Here is a 14965-nt window from a genome sequence, read left to right on the forward strand (position 1 = left end):
CCGAGGATGATGAAATGGAGTGAGGTACCGGAACCGGACTTGGCATACGCGCCGCGCATGTATACATGCCTGCGGGCGACGGAGGCGCTCGAGCTGGATGGCCGCCTCGACAAGCCGTTCTGGGCCAAGGCGCCGTGGACTGAGGATTTTGTAGACATCGAAGGGGACAAACGTCCGCTTCCGGTCAAGCGGACGCGGGTCAAGATGCTGTGGGACGACGACTATTTCTATATCGGCGCCGAGCTGGAGGAGGATGAGATCTGGGCGACCCTTACCGAGCGGGACTCGGTCATCTTCCAGGACAATGACTTCGAGATCTTCATCGACCCCGACGGGGATACGCATCAGTACTATGAGTTTGAGATCAATGCGCTTGGTACGGTGTGGGACCTGTTGCTCGTGACGCCTTACCGGGACGGAGGACCGCCGGTGAACGGCTGGGATATCCGGGGACTGCGCACGGCTGTCCATATCGACGGCGAGTTGAATAATCCGGCTGCGGTTAACCGGAGCTGGAGCGTCGAGGTCGCTATGCCGTGGGACGCGCTGAAGGAATGTGCGGCGCACGGCCGGCCGCCCGTCGCCGGGCAGTGGTGGCGCGTCAATTTCTCGCGCGTGCAGTGGCGGGTAGAGGTACAGGAAGGCGAATACCGAAAGGTGACAGACCCTGCTACAGGCCGGCCTTATCCCGAGGACAACTGGGTCTGGTCTCCCCAAGGGGTCGTCAATATGCATTATCCCGAGCTGTGGGGCTATGTCGTGTTTGAAGACGGGGAGGCGCTAGCGACAGGGCAGATGGCAGCTATGCAGGGCAATGGTCAGGAGCTGCGCATGCAACCGGACGCCGCATGGGCGATGCCGCCGGATGAACGCGTCAAGTGGCGGCTGCGCCGGCTCTATTACAGACAGCGCGAATACTACGCCAGGCACGGTCGCTTCACGGACGACCTGACGCTGTTGGCCCGGGGGGAGCGGGAGCTGAACGGCCCGGAGCTGCGCATCGAGACCGGCACCGGTCTGTTCCGGATCGCCGCGCCTTCTGCCGAAGGTGCGGCGATCTACTGGATCCGCGAGGACGGGCGATGCTGGAGGGAAGGAGGCGATGACGTATGAAGGGAGTCCAGTTGTCGCTTGAGCCGGAAATGCTGGCGGATGTCGAAGCCAAGGTCAGGCAGCGGCGGGAGCTGGCTAAGAAGCGCGAGGAAGCGCTGTTCGGCGTCCTCTCGCAGCAGCTGACGCCCGCAGAAGAGGCGGCGCTCAAGTTTTTGTATGCCGGCATGCCGGTAAGCGATCTGGCAGATTATGAGGGAGGCCTGTTCCTCACCCATGTGCGGCAGGCGCTTGCCATCCGCAGTCGGGTGCCGTGGGGCCTCCGCGTACCCGACCGTCTGTGGCTGTATTATGTGCTGCCGCTGCGGATCAACAACGAGCATTTGGAGGATTACCAGGGCATCATCTTTGATGAGCTCGGCGGGCGCGTGGCCGGGCTGTCGATGGCGGAGGCGATCCTGGAGACCAACTATTGGTGCCACGAGAAGGCGACTTACATCGGCAGCGATCTGCGGACGCTGTCGCCGCTCGGGATGATCCGCAACGCGCGCGGCCGCTGCGGCGAAGAGTCGACGCTGGCGGTCGCCGCCTTGCGCAGCATCGGCATCCCTGCCAGACAGTGCTACACGCCCCGCTGGGCGCATTGCGACGACAACCACGCCTGGGTCGAGGCGTGGGCGGACGGCACCTGGCATTACATCGGCGCCTGCGAGCCGGAGCCGGTCCTCGACGAAGGCTGGTTCAGCGCTCCGGCCCGGCGGGCGATGCTCGTGCACACGCGGGTGCCCTCCGGCTATGACGGGCCGGAGACGATCACGACAGCGGATGACTGGCATACGGAGCTCAATCTGCTGGAGCATTACGCGCCGGTGCGCACGCTGCGGGTGACGGTGCATGATGCCGGAGGAGCGCCTGCTGCAGACGCCGAGGTGCAGTTCCAGCTCTACAACTACGCCGAGCTGTTCCCGCTTGCCACGCTTCCGGCAGACGCAGCTGGCCGGGCCGTGTTCACCACCGGCTATGGCGAGCTCGTCGTCCGGGCCGCCCGGGACGGGTATTGGGACGAACGCAAGGTTGGCGCCGGACAGGACGAGGTGACGCTTGTGCTGCGGCAGCGGCGCCAGCCGGAGGGGACGGCGGAGCTCGACCTGGTGCCGCCGCCGGAGCGGGGCGCGGCGGCGGCTGAGCCGCTGCGGGAAGAGCAGCTGGCTCGGCACCGGAGCCGGATAGCTGAGGGGGAACGCATCCGCAACGCTTATGAGGCCACCTTCCTTGGCGAAGCGCAGGCTCTGGAACTGGCAGCGGATCTGGGTCTGCCGACCGAGCGGGTGTGGTCCGTCTTGGAGAAGGCCCGGGGCAACAGCCGCGAGATCGCCAGGTTCCTGGCCGAGCGGACGCCGGAGTACGGGCTGTGGCCGCTGCGGCTGCTGGAGAGTCTGAATCCGAAGGATCTGACCGATACGGCCGCTCCGACCCTCGACGATTTCCTGCTGGGAGGGCTGCGCTGGCTGGATGAAGCATCCGCGACTCCGCTTGACGCTGTCGCGGGCATCGGTCCTGTTGCTGAGGAAGAGGAGGAAGAGGAGCGTCTGCAGCGCAATCTCCGCTACGTGCTTTGTCCGCGCGTTCTTTTCGAGATGCTGGCGCCGTACAAGGATGAGCTGCTGGCCGCCTTCACGGTGGCAGAGGTTCGGGCCTTCCGTGCCGATCCGGCACAGCTGGCCAAGCAGATCTACGGGAGCTGGACGATCCATCGCGAACGGGCCCACATGCAAGGCAAGGCGACGCCTGCCGGCACGTTCCGGCTCGGTGCGGGAGATCAGGGAGCTGTCGACATCATGCTCGTCGCGCTGCTGCGGAGCTGCGGCATCCCCGCCCGGCTGGAGCCTGGCAGCCAGCGGCCGCAGTACTGGCATCAAGACCGGTGGCAGGACGCAGACGCAGGCTGCAGGGAAGAGGGGCTGTTCCCGCACGCGCCTGTGGGCACCCCGGCCGCAGGCGATGGACCAGCCGGCGCCGCCTCGGAGCAGGGCGGGCTGTCGCGCGGGACACTGCGTCTGGTGCACAGCCCGCAGGACGGCGCAGCGGGACCGGCGCTGTCGTACCGCGAGAATATGTCGCTGGGCAGGCTGGAGGACGGCTTCTATTATACGCTGCAGTACCCGTTTGGCGAGAAGGACTTGTATGACAAGCCGCTTGAGCTGGCTCCAGGCGATTACCGGCTCGTAACCGGTGTGCGTCTTCAGGAAGGCACCGTGCTCGCGCGGTATCATTATTTCTGCATAGCTGCCGGCGAAGAGACGACAGTAGCGCCGCAGCTCCGGGAGCCGGTGCGGTCCTATCCCGTGCTGGCGGCGGCGGATGGGGACAGTGTGCTGTATCGCTGGGAGGATCCGGATGACGCCGACCGGCTGGCGGCATTTGCGGGAGAGCGAGGCGCCGTCCTGGCCTGGATCGATCCGCGGCGCGAGCCTTCGCGCCATCTGCTGCGCGAGTGCGGCGAGCTCCAGGCGGCATACGAGACGGCCGGTCTGCCGCTCTTGCTCGCCGTACCGGAGGGCGAGGAGAGCGCCGGTTTTGACCCGGGGGCCTATCCCGGCTTGCCAAGCGAGACGCAGCTGCTCCTCGACAGGGGAGGGGCGGCGCTGCGTCGCATGACGGCGTGCTGCCCGGCCGGCGACCTCGGTTTTCCGAGGCTGTACGTGTTGGATGGCCAGCTGGCGGTACGGTACGCGGAGTCGGGCTATAAGCCCGGCAGCGTCGGTGAAGCACTGCAGGTGCTGCGGGCCGTCAGAGATACGTCCGAGGGCGGAAGCGCCCGGGATGACACAAGCCAGACGTTAGGAGAGGATAGCCCATGAGTACAGACCCTATGATTATCGGGTATATTGGGGCCAAGGATCTCCCCCAAGTGTCGCGTGAGGATCTGCTGAAGCTGACCCATATCAACCTCGCCTTCGGACATGTCCGTGACCATGAGATCGTGACCGCGCATCTCCCGAACCTGGAGCTGCTGGAGACCTTCCGGCAGCGCCATCCGGCGCTGTCCATCCTGCTCTCGGTGGGAGGATGGAGCGCCGGCGGCTTCTCCGAGGCGGCCGCTACGGCCGAGGGCAGGCAGTCGATGGCCCGCTCAGCCGTTCGAGCGATCGAAGAGTACGGCTTGGACGGCATCGATCTCGATTGGGAGTATCCCTGCTACGGCGTTGCCGGCATCGCCGCCAGCCAGGACGACAAGCAGCATTTCACGCTGCTGCTCCGCGACATTCGCGAGGCGCTCGATCGGAGAGGGGCAGCGGACGGCCGTCACTATATGCTGACGATTGCAGCCGGCGCAGACCAGTACTATCTCGACGGTACGGAGATGGCTCAGGCGCAGCGGTATCTGGATTATGTGCAGCTGATGACCTATGATATGCGGGGCGGGTTCCAGACGCTGACCGGCCACCATACCAATCTGTATCCGGCGACCGGCGACCTGTTCCGGATCTCTGTGGATACGTCGGTTCAGTTATTTGTCAACGCTGGCGTGCCGCGAGAGAAGCTCGTCATCGGCGCGGCCTTCTATTCCCGTATGTGGAAGAACGTACCGGATGTAGAGCACGGACGCCATCAGATGGCCGGATCGAGCGGCGGCTACGGTCCGGACTATACCGAGCTGGCGGCCCGGTATATCGGGCGGGACGGGTATGCCCGATATTGGGATGAGGAAGCCAAGGCGCCCTATCTGTTCAACGGCAGCACATTCATCTCTTACGATGATGAAGAGTCTATCGGCCATAAATGCCGTTACGTGCTGGAGGGAGGGCTCGGCGGCATCATGTTCTGGGAGTATGGCTGCGACCGGACGGGCACGCTGCTGGAGGCCCTGAGGAAGGGACTCCATGAAAAGATCTAAGCCTCTCAGTGGACAGACAGATGATTGATCTTGCTGCGGATCTGCTCGATGGAAGACTGTGTAATCTTCTCGCCTGCAGTAATATACCCCTCCTGATCCTTGAAGCTGACCTGACTGAAACCGAGCTGAGGACGTAGTATGACATCGGCGAGCTGCAGCTCTTCATTGACGAGCTTGGCGCTCATGATATCGATGGTGTTCATTAGTGAATCGATAAGATGGCGGGCAGTTCCCCTTATATACGACTCCGGGCAGACGTTGACGGCAATGACGATGTCTGCGCCCATACTGCGAGCAAGGGCAGCAGGAACGGGATGGACGAGCGCGCCATCGCCCAATCGTTTGCCCTGGTAGGTTACAGGCCGCATGGCGACCGGCACAGCAGTGCTGGCACAGATCGCGCTGGCAAGCGAGCCTGTGCGCATGATGTGTGCTTCGCCTGTCGACATATCAGCAGCGACGGCGGCAAAAGGAAGCGGCAGCTCTTCAATCTGATGACGGCCGAAATGCTTCTCGATAAACCCCATCATCGGCGTATTGTGCACAAAGGAGCGCAGCGGAAAAGTCGGACGCACCATCTGCCTCCAGCTTAAACCGGACAATATGGACTTGCAGGACTCTATTGGTAGTCCGGCCGCATAAGCTCCGCCCACCAGTGAGCCGACGCTTGTTCCGGCAATCAGGTCGATCGGGACGCCTGCTTGCTCCAACACATCCAGTACTCCCAGATGAGCAATACCGCGGGTAGCGCCGCTGCCGAGGGCAAGCCCGACAACCGGACGCTCGCCAGGTTTGCGGCTGCGACCAAAGCGTAGGTGTTGACTGTAGATGGTTCGACCTTCGCTGCGTACAAGCGCATCAGTCAATACCTGGTTAAGCTCCTCTACGTTGTGGCTCAGATAGGGGAACAGGGTCAGTTTGTTCATCGCATCCTGGGCAATCGGCTCTGCGGAAGGCCCGGCGTTGGAGCGTGCCAGGAAATGTCGGGTCAGCAACGGTATGTCGTCCGTACGCTCGCGCAGTGGCGGAAGGAACAAGGGTACAACGGAGCCTGCAGGCAATGGAGGCTGAGTTTCGGCTAGCAGTACGAGTCTTACGGAGTCAGCTTGTTCGAGCATGAGCTTCAGTTGCTCCGGCGGTCGTTTGTCGGCATCTTGGACTACCACGGTTCCCCCGGCAGCGGCCTGCAGCTGACTCCTCCAGCTTTGGCCGGCTTGTGATTCGTCTTGCAGCAGCAGCAACGGATATAATTTCTTTTTCGAGATATAGTGAAGGATGCGGGCGGACAGCATGCGACCAGTCCCTCGTTCTCCGACGAGCAGCACATGACTTGACTCATTGGCCAAATCCTGGAGCTCTGCACGAAGATTGATGATCGCCTGTGACTGTCCTGCAAGATGCTCCGGCGTATAGTGCTCATCGGCAGTATACATATTCATCATCAGCTGGTTTTTGGTGTACTCGTTCACGAGTCGTTCATTGGAATGTTGAATCCGACGGATCATGAGGTCCATCACATGTCTCCTGAATGGACCGTTGGTATCCATCAGACGGAGCATGCCTTCTTTTGAGATGCGGATCAGCCGCGTCGCTTCAACCGCCATGACATGAGCGCTGACAGATTGCCCGGCCAGACAAGACATTTCTCCGAAGAAATCACCGTCGGATAGAACAGCCAGTTCAACTTCAGTCGACATATCCAAATACACGCGCGCACTTCCCGAGGTAATGATATACATCTGGTCATTGGTTTGTCCGGTACGCAAGATGAGCTCCCCTGCAGGGTAGACGGTTTCATGTAAATCTGGTGCGATCTGTTTCCAGTCATCTAACGTCATTTGACGAAACAATGAACCATTCGAAGTCTGTCCGTTCATCTGCCATCTCCTTCCACACAATGTGACTACACTATACCATAAGCTTAACTAATCTTGAATTGCACTGTCGTTCCGAGATTCTTCAGATAGCTGTCTTAGAAGTACTACATCGAGCTCACGCTGACCGTGGATCAACAGTCTCTAGGCTCCATCGCGCGAACGTGCTAAAATAAGAGCATATTCGACGTAATGCGAGCCGACCGCGGAGGAGAACAGCCTTTGAGCCCGTCTGAAGTGTGGATCCCCATCGTTTGTTATTGGATACCGATGCTGTTTTTCTTTTATATGGGCATCGATGTTTTCCTGCGCAATCCTAAGAAACTGGAGCATATCCTGGTTAGTCTGACTATCTTGTGCTATCTGCTTCTGTTTCTGGAGGAGTATGTGCGTTTCATGCTGCCCATCGCGTACAGTCCGGCACTGGCCTCATTGTGGTTTGCCAATGTAGGCATTATGATTCCCGGACTTGGCTTCCATCTGATGGCCAGATTGATCGGTCTGGACAAGCGTCTGCCGAAGCCGTGGTTTCCGTATCTCTTTCATGTACTGCTGCTGGCGATTCCGGCGACGCTGATCAGCTCCGAGCAGCTGATCTCCGCCCAGGAGTTCGTAGCGCGCGGCATCTGGAAGTGGCCGGTGGCCAACGCGGCCTATCATGGGACCCTCACGGCAAGCCTGCTGCTTATTATGATTCCCATCGTTTTGCTGCGCATCGCCCGCATGCATAAGAAACAGGCTGCTTACAAAGAACATAACGGCATTCTGCGGCTGCTGGAGTACGGCAGTTTGCTCACCTTTGCGTGGGTGGCCATATTCGGTTATTTCCGCTTTGGCGAGGTCCTTCCTCCGTATCCCTATATATATGCCGGGCTAATCTGGTGCTTTGTGCTGCGTCTGGCCATGCGCAAGCATGAATTTCTCAATCATGCCCATCACAGGTACGAGAAGCTGTTCCGGCTCAATCCGCAGCCGATCCTGCTGGTCACCCTGACGGGGCAGGTCAGGGAGGCCAATCCGAGCGCCAGACAAATGTTCGACCGGATCAAGCTGGACGCGGCATCGCTTGATGCCCTTGGCGGAGGGCTGTTGCTGGAGAAGCTGCGGCAGCGCAGCGAGCTTGGCGAGTTCGAGGTGATCCTGCGCAATGACGAGGACAGGATTGAAGCCTTAGTCAGTGGAGATTATGTGACAGTCAACGACGAGCCCCATGCCATCCTGCTGATTCGGGACGATGGCGCGCGCAACGAGTATTCACGCCAGATCGCCTTCATGGCTTATCATGATCCGCTGACCGAGCTGCCGAACCGCAGACATTTCTACGAGCAGTTGACGCAGGCTATCTCGGCAGCGCGGCATAGCGGACAAGAGCTTATTGTCATGGTCATCGATCTGGACGATTTCAAGCTGATTAATGACCGTTACGGCCATGAAGCAGGGGATCAGGCGCTGCGACATGTGTCGGCCATCCTGCTCGAATTCGCTGGAGCTGCGGGAAGTGCGGCCCGGCTGGGCGGCGACGAATTCGTGCTGTATATTCCTGCTCGCGGCGGATTTGCTTCGTTGGACGAAGCGGTCGACCGTCTGGAGGAGGCGGCCGCCGAGGGCGTTTTTGTATACGAAGGGAAGAGACTGGGGATCAAGATGAGTGTGGGCGTCAGCCAGTACCCGCAGGATGGCGCATCGCCGGACGAACTGATCAAGCATGCGGATAAGACGATGTATAAGCTCAAGCAATCCCGCAAACGGGAGGATGTACGTGTGTTAGGATAGTAGCAGATGCCAAAAAGGATACCCGGCTCCCGGATATCCTTTTTAGTTTGCGTACTTTCTTACCCCACAGCTGTTGGTGCTTACAGAGCCGCCGCCAGCGCGGTTAGGCCGTTCTAAGCTCCAAAATGGTGCTTAGAGCGCCGTCGTCCGGGCCGATTGGCCGATTCAAGCACCAAAACGGTGCTTACAGCTCGTTGCCCGGCCGCTCCAAGCCCCACAATGGTACTAACATTCCCGCCGCAAGCACCTCCCGGCCCTTCCTTGGTCCTGACAAGCCTGCCTTTGAAGTCCGCACACGTTGTTGCTGTCAATTCGGCTTTATATTAGGTGCTGATACTAGGCCGCCCTTCAAATGCAGCATTACTCTTAACCCTCACAAAAAGGCAAGCCACCGAACCGCGCGAAGGCTAGCCTTTTAACTTTCCTTCACTTCATCCCCAGAGCCGTAAAGCTGATCCAAGTGCACAATGGCCGTGGGCCGTTGGAAGCTCAAGGATCAGCCCAAAAGGACAAGCGGCTCATCCCTATCGAGATGAGAGCTTGCCCTTGCGGTGACGCTTAACAACTATTACTTCCGCACCGTCAATGAAAATGGCAGCTCGTCCGTGCTGTACTCCCGGTGCGTCGGCGCCAGGCCGAGACGGAAGTCGAGGGTCTGCCCGCTCATGAGGTCCTCATGCGTCACGTACAGCTTGGTATAGGCTTCGCCACCCAGCGCAACATGGCTGACAAAGTTGGACTGCGGGTTGTTGTTGTCCGTGGCGATGTGCAGCTGCTTGCCGCTAGCGAGCTCGACGGTGACGCTGTCGAACAGCGGGATGCCCAGCACATATTGATCCGTACCCGGGCAGACCGGGTAGAAGCCCATGGAACTGAACACATACCAGCCCGACATACTGCCGTTGTCCTCGTCGCCGGGGAAGCCGTCGAAGCCGCTGTTGAACAGATGCATCAGGATCTGCTTGATGACGACCTGCGAGGACGCGGGCTGTCCTACATAGTTGAACAGATACGGGATGTGGAAGCTCGGTTGATTGGAGATCGCCACCTGGCCGAAGTCGACAGCCGCCATCTCGCTCATCTCATGGATCTCGTAGCCGTAGCCCCGGACATCGAAGTCGGGCGCCTTGTTGCACAGCTCCGTCAGCTTCTCGAAGAACCGGTCGCTGGAGCCGTAGGCATCGATCAGGCCCTGGAAGTCGTGGTACACGGCAAACCCATTCTGCCAGGCGCTGCCTTCGGCATAGTCCAGACCCCAGGCAGTATCGTCGAAGTCCGGCCGGAACTCGCCGTTCTTGTCCTTGGCCCGCATGAAGCCGGTCTCGGGGTCGAAGATATGCCGGTAGTTCAAGGCGCTCTGACTGTACTTCTCGGCGGTCTCGGCTTGGCCAAGCACCTCCGCTACCCGGCTGATGCAGAAGTCGCTGTAAGCATAGTCCAGCGTGTGGTTTACACTCTCGTGATGATCCAGCGGCACATAACCGTATTTCAAATAATCTGTCGTGCCCTGGCGGCCGTAGCCCCTCTCCTGACTCTGGGTGGTCGCACCTGTCAGCATGGCTTCGAGCAGCTCCGGCATCAGGTGCTTGCCGATGCCTTTGACGGCTGCGTCGGCGATGACCGCGTCGATCAGCGTGCCCGGCATGAGGCCGCGCTCATCAGGTGAGAGCCACTTCGGCAGGAAGCCGGTCTCTCGATAGGAGTTCAGGAAGCCCTCCAGCATCTCCTCATACTCCTCGGGGGCGATGAGCGAGTAGAGCGGATAGACGGTTTTGTACGTATCCCAGAAGCCATTGTTGGTATAGAGGATGCCCGGCTTGACAGCCTTGGCCGTCGTGTCGTAATGGAGCGGCTCGCCATTTGCGTCGAGTTCGTAGAACTTCTGCGGAAACAGGAACATGCGGTACAGACAGGTGTAAAAGGTACGCAGCGGCTCTTCGTCGCGGTGGGTTACTTTGATCTTGCTGAGGTAGTGATTCCATCGTTCGGCTGCCTGCTGCTTCAGTTCATCGAAGGATGCTGTCAGCTCGCGGCTGAAGTTGAGTCGCGCCTGTTCAAAGCCGATGTAGGAGGTGGCCAGCTTCACTTGGAGTGTGCCGCGCTCGCAGTTCCGGAACCGCACGACGAAGTGCTGGTCATCACCCTCCACTTCGGTCGCCGCCGAGAAGTTGCCTTTGGCATCGTAGATGCCGGTGGCGGCTGCGTCGATCTCCTGGTCGAAGGTCAGCACGGCGTAGATACCGAAGCCCTCGTCGCGGCAGCCGGAGAAATTATTGAAGAAGCCGCTCAGGGTGCGGTTCTCCACATCGAGAGTCAGCTTGCTGCGCTGCTTGCTGTTGATGACGAGGCCTGCCTGCTGGGCAGAATTGTAGCGGATCTGCAGAGCAGCGCCGCGGCAGGTCGGCACCAGCTCGGAGACGATGTTGTAGCGTTGCTGCTTCACTTTCACATGATGCGGCTTGAACGTCGCTTCTTCCGGGCGGTAAGAGCTCTGGCACGTATACACGGTGCCGCGAAGCTTCGTATCCGCGATCGGCGTCATCAGGAAGTGGGCAAAATCCCCCATCCACGGACTGGGCTGATGGGTGAGCCGGTAACCCTGGAACACCCGGTCGTTCGGGTTGAAGAACCAGCTGCCGTCATTGGCGGTCTGCACGGAAAAATGATTCATACCGAACGGAACTGCCGTATACGGCAGCGTATTGCCATTGGAGTACGAGTGGTTGTTGTTGGAGCCTTGCCTAGTATCTACATAGTGAAGCATAACGAATTCTCCTTTGTGAATAAGAAGTAGGTCTAGCTTTGAAGCGTCTTGACCGAACCTCGCTCGACGAGTGTAACGGGAACGACGGCTGAGGACTGGACTTGATAAGGGTTGCGGATCTGGCGGATAAGCGTCTCTGCTGCCAGATAACCGATTCGTGCAAAGTCCTGGGCGATCGTCGTCAGTCCGGGCACGATGTACTCGGCCATCTGGATATCGTCGAAGCCGATGACCGACAGATCGTCAGGGACGGATAATCCCAACCCCTGAGCGGCGCGAATACACTCGATGGCGGTGAGATCGTTATTAGCCACGATAGCTGTCACGCCTTGCTCCCTCAGCACGCCAATCGCGCGGCTATAGTGCGCCTGTGTTATGTCTGCAGGCTGGCCCGGATCAGCCGTGGATAATTCCACTGCGCCCGGGGCGGGCAGGTGATGCTCGTGCATCGCCTTGAGATAGCCCCAGTACCGCTCCCGGATCGTATAAGAGACGGCGGCTGCGCTCCATGACAGGAAGGCAATGCGGCGGTGGTTGTGCCGGATCAGATACGTCGCGGCCTCGTATCCGCCACCGAGGTTGTCGGAGACCACGGAGGGGAACGGAATGCCCTCTAGTCGCTTGTCCATCAGCACGACAGGGAATTGCCGCAACGCATACTGGTACAACAGGTCAAGGTCGGTATGGCTGTGCACCGGGTAGAAGATCAAGCCCTGGTGCGAGCCGAGCAGGGCGTGCTCCAGCAGCCTGCGCTGATTGGCGACCGAGTTCGCCTGGATATGGAGCGTGTGGCCGGCAGCGTCGAGATAGTCATGCATGCCTTGCTCATAATTGCCCAGCCCGGGATTGTGGCTGAAGGGGAGGAGGAGCAGCACCTCGCTGCTGTTTTTGACGGCGGTGCCGCCCGCCGGAAGGCGGAGCTCCCGCTCCCGCACGAAGCTGCCCTTGCCCCTCACCCGAGTGATTAGCCCCTCATGCTCCAGCTCAGTCAGCGCCCGTTTCGACGTGATCCGGCTTACGCCATAATCTTTGGAGAGCTCCGCCTCCGTGGGGACTTGCGCCCCGCTTTCCAGCTCGCCGGAGGCGATTTGCTTCCGGATAGCTTGGACAATTTGTTGGTACATCGGAATCTGTGTCATCGAATACACCTCATACCAAAAGATATATCATATTTAGAGTTGGTATGTCAAAAAAGATAGGAGGTGAAAATAAGTATCCCGCATCCAGCGGCCTCTTCAACAAGGACAAAAATACACTTGATACCAGAAATATTAGCAAGGTAAGGGAGCATAAGTGTAAAAGTGCAACTGCTGCATCATTAATTGGAAATAATATGGGAATTGAGAAGGTGTTAAATGCACTTTTGCTCTTGCGCATAGGAATGTCGGTTGCTCTGGGCGAATTAGATGCACTTTTGCCCTTATCATCCGGCTTGAGAGAGGGGCGGCGAGTAGTGTTTTTCATGAGCTTCTCGTTTTTGTACGTACCAAAAACCCTCCGTTGGCGCGGAGGGCGATGGTTATGGTGTGTGATTGTGGTTAATGTGACCCGCTTTACAACCCCCGATGGGAAATAGGGAGTTATTGCAGCGCCACCGACTCGCCGCCCTGATCCGCCGAGCGCATCTCGGCTTCGATGATCTCCAGGGAGCCGACTGCGCTCTCCGGCGTGCAGACGGTGACTGGCGTGCCGGCGATCACGGAGGACAAGAAATATTTGATCTGCCGGTAGTAGCCCATATCCGGCGACAGCTCGGCGATATAGCCGGGCGCATCGTTCGGGTGCACCTTGACGATCCCTTGCTCGAATACCAGATTGCCGCCCTCGAAGTTGACCCGGTACGACATGGCGAAGCCAAAGTCGCCTTCCAGCGTCCAGTCGGCCTGCGCATTGATCGCTTTGCCGTCCGGATAGATGTAGTTGGTGGAGACCGTATCATAGCCGCTGCCGGGAATAACGTTGCGTGCAACCGAGGATACCTTGTCCGGCTTGCCGAACAGCCAATGGATCATATCCGCATCGTGGATATGCATGTCGAGCATGCAGCCGCCGCTCTTGCTGCCATCAAGGAACCAGCCCTTGGGCGCGCCGGATCCGCGGAAGAAGTAACCGGCTGTCGCTTCGCCAAAAGTCTTGTCCGCGACATACGACTTGAGCAGCTCATAGGCCGGCCAGAAGCGCAGGCATTGGCCGATCATCAGTGTCCTGCCGGTCCGCTCGGCTGCCTCTACCATACGATGGCCGTCGGCGGCATTGCCGGCTACCGGCTTCTCGCACAGCACATGATAGCCGCGCCCCAGCAGCGAGCAGGTCAGATCGGCATGCAGATAAGTAGGCAATGTGATATCGACGACATCCAGCTCCTCGGAGGCGAGCATCGTCTCGATATCGTCGTATAGCCGGTAGCTGCTAAGATCGTAGACCTCCTGGCCGGTGTTGATATTACCGGACGCTTTGCCTTCCTTCAATTCATCGATCAGCTTGTCGCAGATCGCCACCAGTTCGATCGGCTCGCCTTCCTGGATCAGACGCGTATAGTTATCGAAGTGCATCCGGCCCATGAAGCCGAATCCGATTAAGCCTACTTTAAGCATGGGTCTTCCTCCCTTTGCCGAGAATCGCGTCCATAGCTGCAGAAGTGTTGTAGATGATCTGCTCGCCATGATGGGTGTACGGCGGGATCATCTCTGCCGTTACATAATTGTCATAACCGATGCTTTGCAGCGCGTCCATGACGGCGGGATAATCCACATCCCCTGCGAGCAGGTCGACGAAGCCGTGCAGTCCGCCTGCCTGACGGCGGTAATCCTTGAAGTGCACCTTCTTGATCCGGTTGCCCAGGATCCGGATCCACTGCTCGGGATAGCCGTTGTGTACGGTGTTGCCGACATCGAAATAAGAGCCGACATAAGCCGAATCGTGACTGTCGATGAACCCGCGCAGCTCCAGCGGCGACAGCAGGAACTTGTTCCACACATTCTCGATGGCGATGGCGACGCCGGCCTGCGCTGCATAAGGCACCAGCGAGCCGATCGCTTCCAGCGCCCGGTCATAGGCTACGTCATAAGAGACGACTTCACTGTCCGGGATGAAGTCGACGCCTACAGCGCCCGGGATGACCAGGATGGCATCGACCCCCAGTGCCGCTGCCGTCTCCAGCTGCTTCTTGCATACATCGACGGCTTTGCTTCGTTTGGCCGCATCCTCGCTTGTCATGGCGTACTCCCAGTACAGTCCTGTAGCCAGACCGGCAAGCTCGAGCTCCGCGTCCTCCAGGCGGGCCTTGATCTCCGCAAGCTCCTTATCCGTGGATTGCAGGCTGAGCTCGCCCGTTTCATTCAGTGAGAGCTCGATGCCGTCAAAGCCGGCCTTTTTGGCTGTCGCGATCGCGGATTCGATCGTCGCGCCATCTCCGAATGACCAGATATTGATGCCTTTTTTCATGCTGGTGGGCCTCCTTTGCCGCTGCGGCGGCAGATTAATTTGACCATATCAGTTGCTTGTGTGGGGTATGGTTATAGGTTAAGATAACTTTAATTATAAAGACTTTAAGCGGGGATTTATTTAGCGGGATAAGCGAATAGTTGGACTAATCCGTGATCCAGG

10 protein-coding genes are annotated in these 14965 nt (G+C 59.2%); 5 read left to right on the forward strand and 5 right to left on the reverse strand.

Translation table 11 applies throughout. The features are described from left to right. Positions 1-9 precede the first annotated feature (9 nt). Genes ABC336_RS22095 through ABC336_RS22105 form a run of 3 tightly spaced genes read left to right on the forward strand, consistent with a single transcriptional unit; the run spans position 10 to position 4948 of the window. The gene (locus ABC336_RS22095) at positions 10-1113 is read left to right on the forward strand and encodes a carbohydrate-binding family 9-like protein (RefSeq protein WP_413242575.1); all 1104 of its coding nucleotides are present in this window, start codon (positions 10-12) and stop codon (positions 1111-1113) included. Further along, on the forward strand, positions 1110-3911 hold the full coding sequence (locus ABC336_RS22100; protein ID WP_413240694.1) for a transglutaminase-like domain-containing protein: 2802 nt from the start codon (positions 1110-1112) through the stop codon (positions 3909-3911). The genes ABC336_RS22095 and ABC336_RS22100 overlap by 4 nt, the downstream gene beginning before the upstream one ends. After that, positions 3908-4948, forward strand: coding sequence for a glycoside hydrolase family 18 protein (locus tag ABC336_RS22105; protein WP_413240695.1), 1041 nt, complete (start codon positions 3908-3910; stop codon positions 4946-4948). The genes ABC336_RS22100 and ABC336_RS22105 overlap by 4 nt, the downstream gene beginning before the upstream one ends. A gap of 5 nt (positions 4949-4953) precedes the next feature. Here the strand turns inward: ABC336_RS22105 and ABC336_RS22110 are convergent, their stop codons facing one another. Further along, on the reverse strand, positions 4954-6825 hold the full coding sequence (locus ABC336_RS22110; RefSeq protein ID WP_413240696.1) for a patatin-like phospholipase family protein: 1872 nt from the start codon (positions 6823-6825) through the stop codon (positions 4954-4956). A gap of 219 nt (positions 6826-7044) precedes the next feature. Between ABC336_RS22110 and ABC336_RS22115 the strand changes: the two genes are divergently transcribed. After that, the gene (locus ABC336_RS22115; RefSeq protein WP_413240697.1) at positions 7045-8595 is read left to right on the forward strand and encodes a diguanylate cyclase domain-containing protein; all 1551 of its coding nucleotides are present in this window, start codon (positions 7045-7047) and stop codon (positions 8593-8595) included. Positions 8596-9163: 568 nt separating this feature from the next. On the opposite strand, the gene ABC336_RS22120 is transcribed toward ABC336_RS22115, so the two are convergent. Together ABC336_RS22120 and ABC336_RS22125 are read right to left on the reverse strand one after the other, a co-directional pair. Further along, positions 9164-11359, reverse strand: coding sequence for a GH92 family glycosyl hydrolase (locus tag ABC336_RS22120; protein WP_413240698.1), 2196 nt, complete (start codon positions 11357-11359; stop codon positions 9164-9166). A 32-nt stretch (positions 11360-11391) separates the two neighbouring features. Next, positions 11392-12498 carry a GntR family transcriptional regulator gene (locus ABC336_RS22125; protein ID WP_413240699.1) on the reverse strand — a complete coding sequence of 369 codons (1107 nt, stop codon included), beginning with the start codon at positions 12496-12498 and terminating at the stop codon, positions 11392-11394. 44 nt (positions 12499-12542) lie between these two features. Here ABC336_RS22125 and ABC336_RS22130 point away from each other — a divergent pair, with 44 nt between their 5' ends. Further along, positions 12543-12935, forward strand: coding sequence for a hypothetical protein (locus ABC336_RS22130; RefSeq protein WP_413240700.1), 393 nt, complete (start codon positions 12543-12545; stop codon positions 12933-12935). A 4-nt stretch (positions 12936-12939) separates the two neighbouring features. Here the strand turns inward: ABC336_RS22130 and ABC336_RS22135 are convergent, their stop codons facing one another. Both ABC336_RS22135 and ABC336_RS22140 read right to left on the reverse strand, forming a co-directional pair. Beyond that, entirely contained in the window at positions 12940-13953 is a 1014-nt protein-coding gene (locus ABC336_RS22135; RefSeq protein ID WP_413240701.1) for a Gfo/Idh/MocA family protein, read from the reverse strand. Continuing rightward, a complete protein-coding gene (locus ABC336_RS22140) occupies positions 13946-14803 on the reverse strand; it encodes a sugar phosphate isomerase/epimerase family protein (protein WP_413240702.1) in 858 nt (285 codons plus the stop codon). Before ABC336_RS22140 ends, ABC336_RS22135 begins: the two co-directional genes overlap by 8 nt. Positions 14804-14965 lie beyond the last annotated feature (162 nt).

Origin of the sequence: Paenibacillus jepli, assembly GCF_047238105.1 — a bacterium.
Classification (GTDB): domain Bacteria; phylum Bacillota; class Bacilli; order Paenibacillales; family Paenibacillaceae; genus Paenibacillus_D.

What these genes read in the sequence shown, in the direction of transcription:
- ABC336_RS22095 (WP_413242575.1), top strand. Translation starts at nt 10, where the DNA reads ATGAAATGGAGTGAGGTACCGGAACCGGACTTGGCATACGCGCCGCGC.
- ABC336_RS22100 (WP_413240694.1), top strand. Translation starts at nt 1,110, where the DNA reads ATGAAGGGAGTCCAGTTGTCGCTTGAGCCGGAAATGCTGGCGGATGTC.
- ABC336_RS22105 (WP_413240695.1), top strand. Translation starts at nt 3,908, where the DNA reads ATGAGTACAGACCCTATGATTATCGGGTATATTGGGGCCAAGGATCTC.
- ABC336_RS22110 (WP_413240696.1), bottom strand. Translation starts at nt 6,825, where the DNA reads ATGAACGGACAGACTTCGAATGGTTCATTGTTTCGTCAAATGACGTTA.
- ABC336_RS22120 (WP_413240698.1), bottom strand. Translation starts at nt 11,359, where the DNA reads ATGCTTCACTATGTAGATACTAGGCAAGGCTCCAACAACAACCACTCG.
- ABC336_RS22125 (WP_413240699.1), bottom strand. Translation starts at nt 12,498, where the DNA reads ATGACACAGATTCCGATGTACCAACAAATTGTCCAAGCTATCCGGAAG.
- ABC336_RS22130 (WP_413240700.1), top strand. Translation starts at nt 12,543, where the DNA reads ATGTCAAAAAAGATAGGAGGTGAAAATAAGTATCCCGCATCCAGCGGC.
- ABC336_RS22135 (WP_413240701.1), bottom strand. Translation starts at nt 13,953, where the DNA reads ATGCTTAAAGTAGGCTTAATCGGATTCGGCTTCATGGGCCGGATGCAC.
- ABC336_RS22140 (WP_413240702.1), bottom strand. Translation starts at nt 14,803, where the DNA reads ATGAAAAAAGGCATCAATATCTGGTCATTCGGAGATGGCGCGACGATC.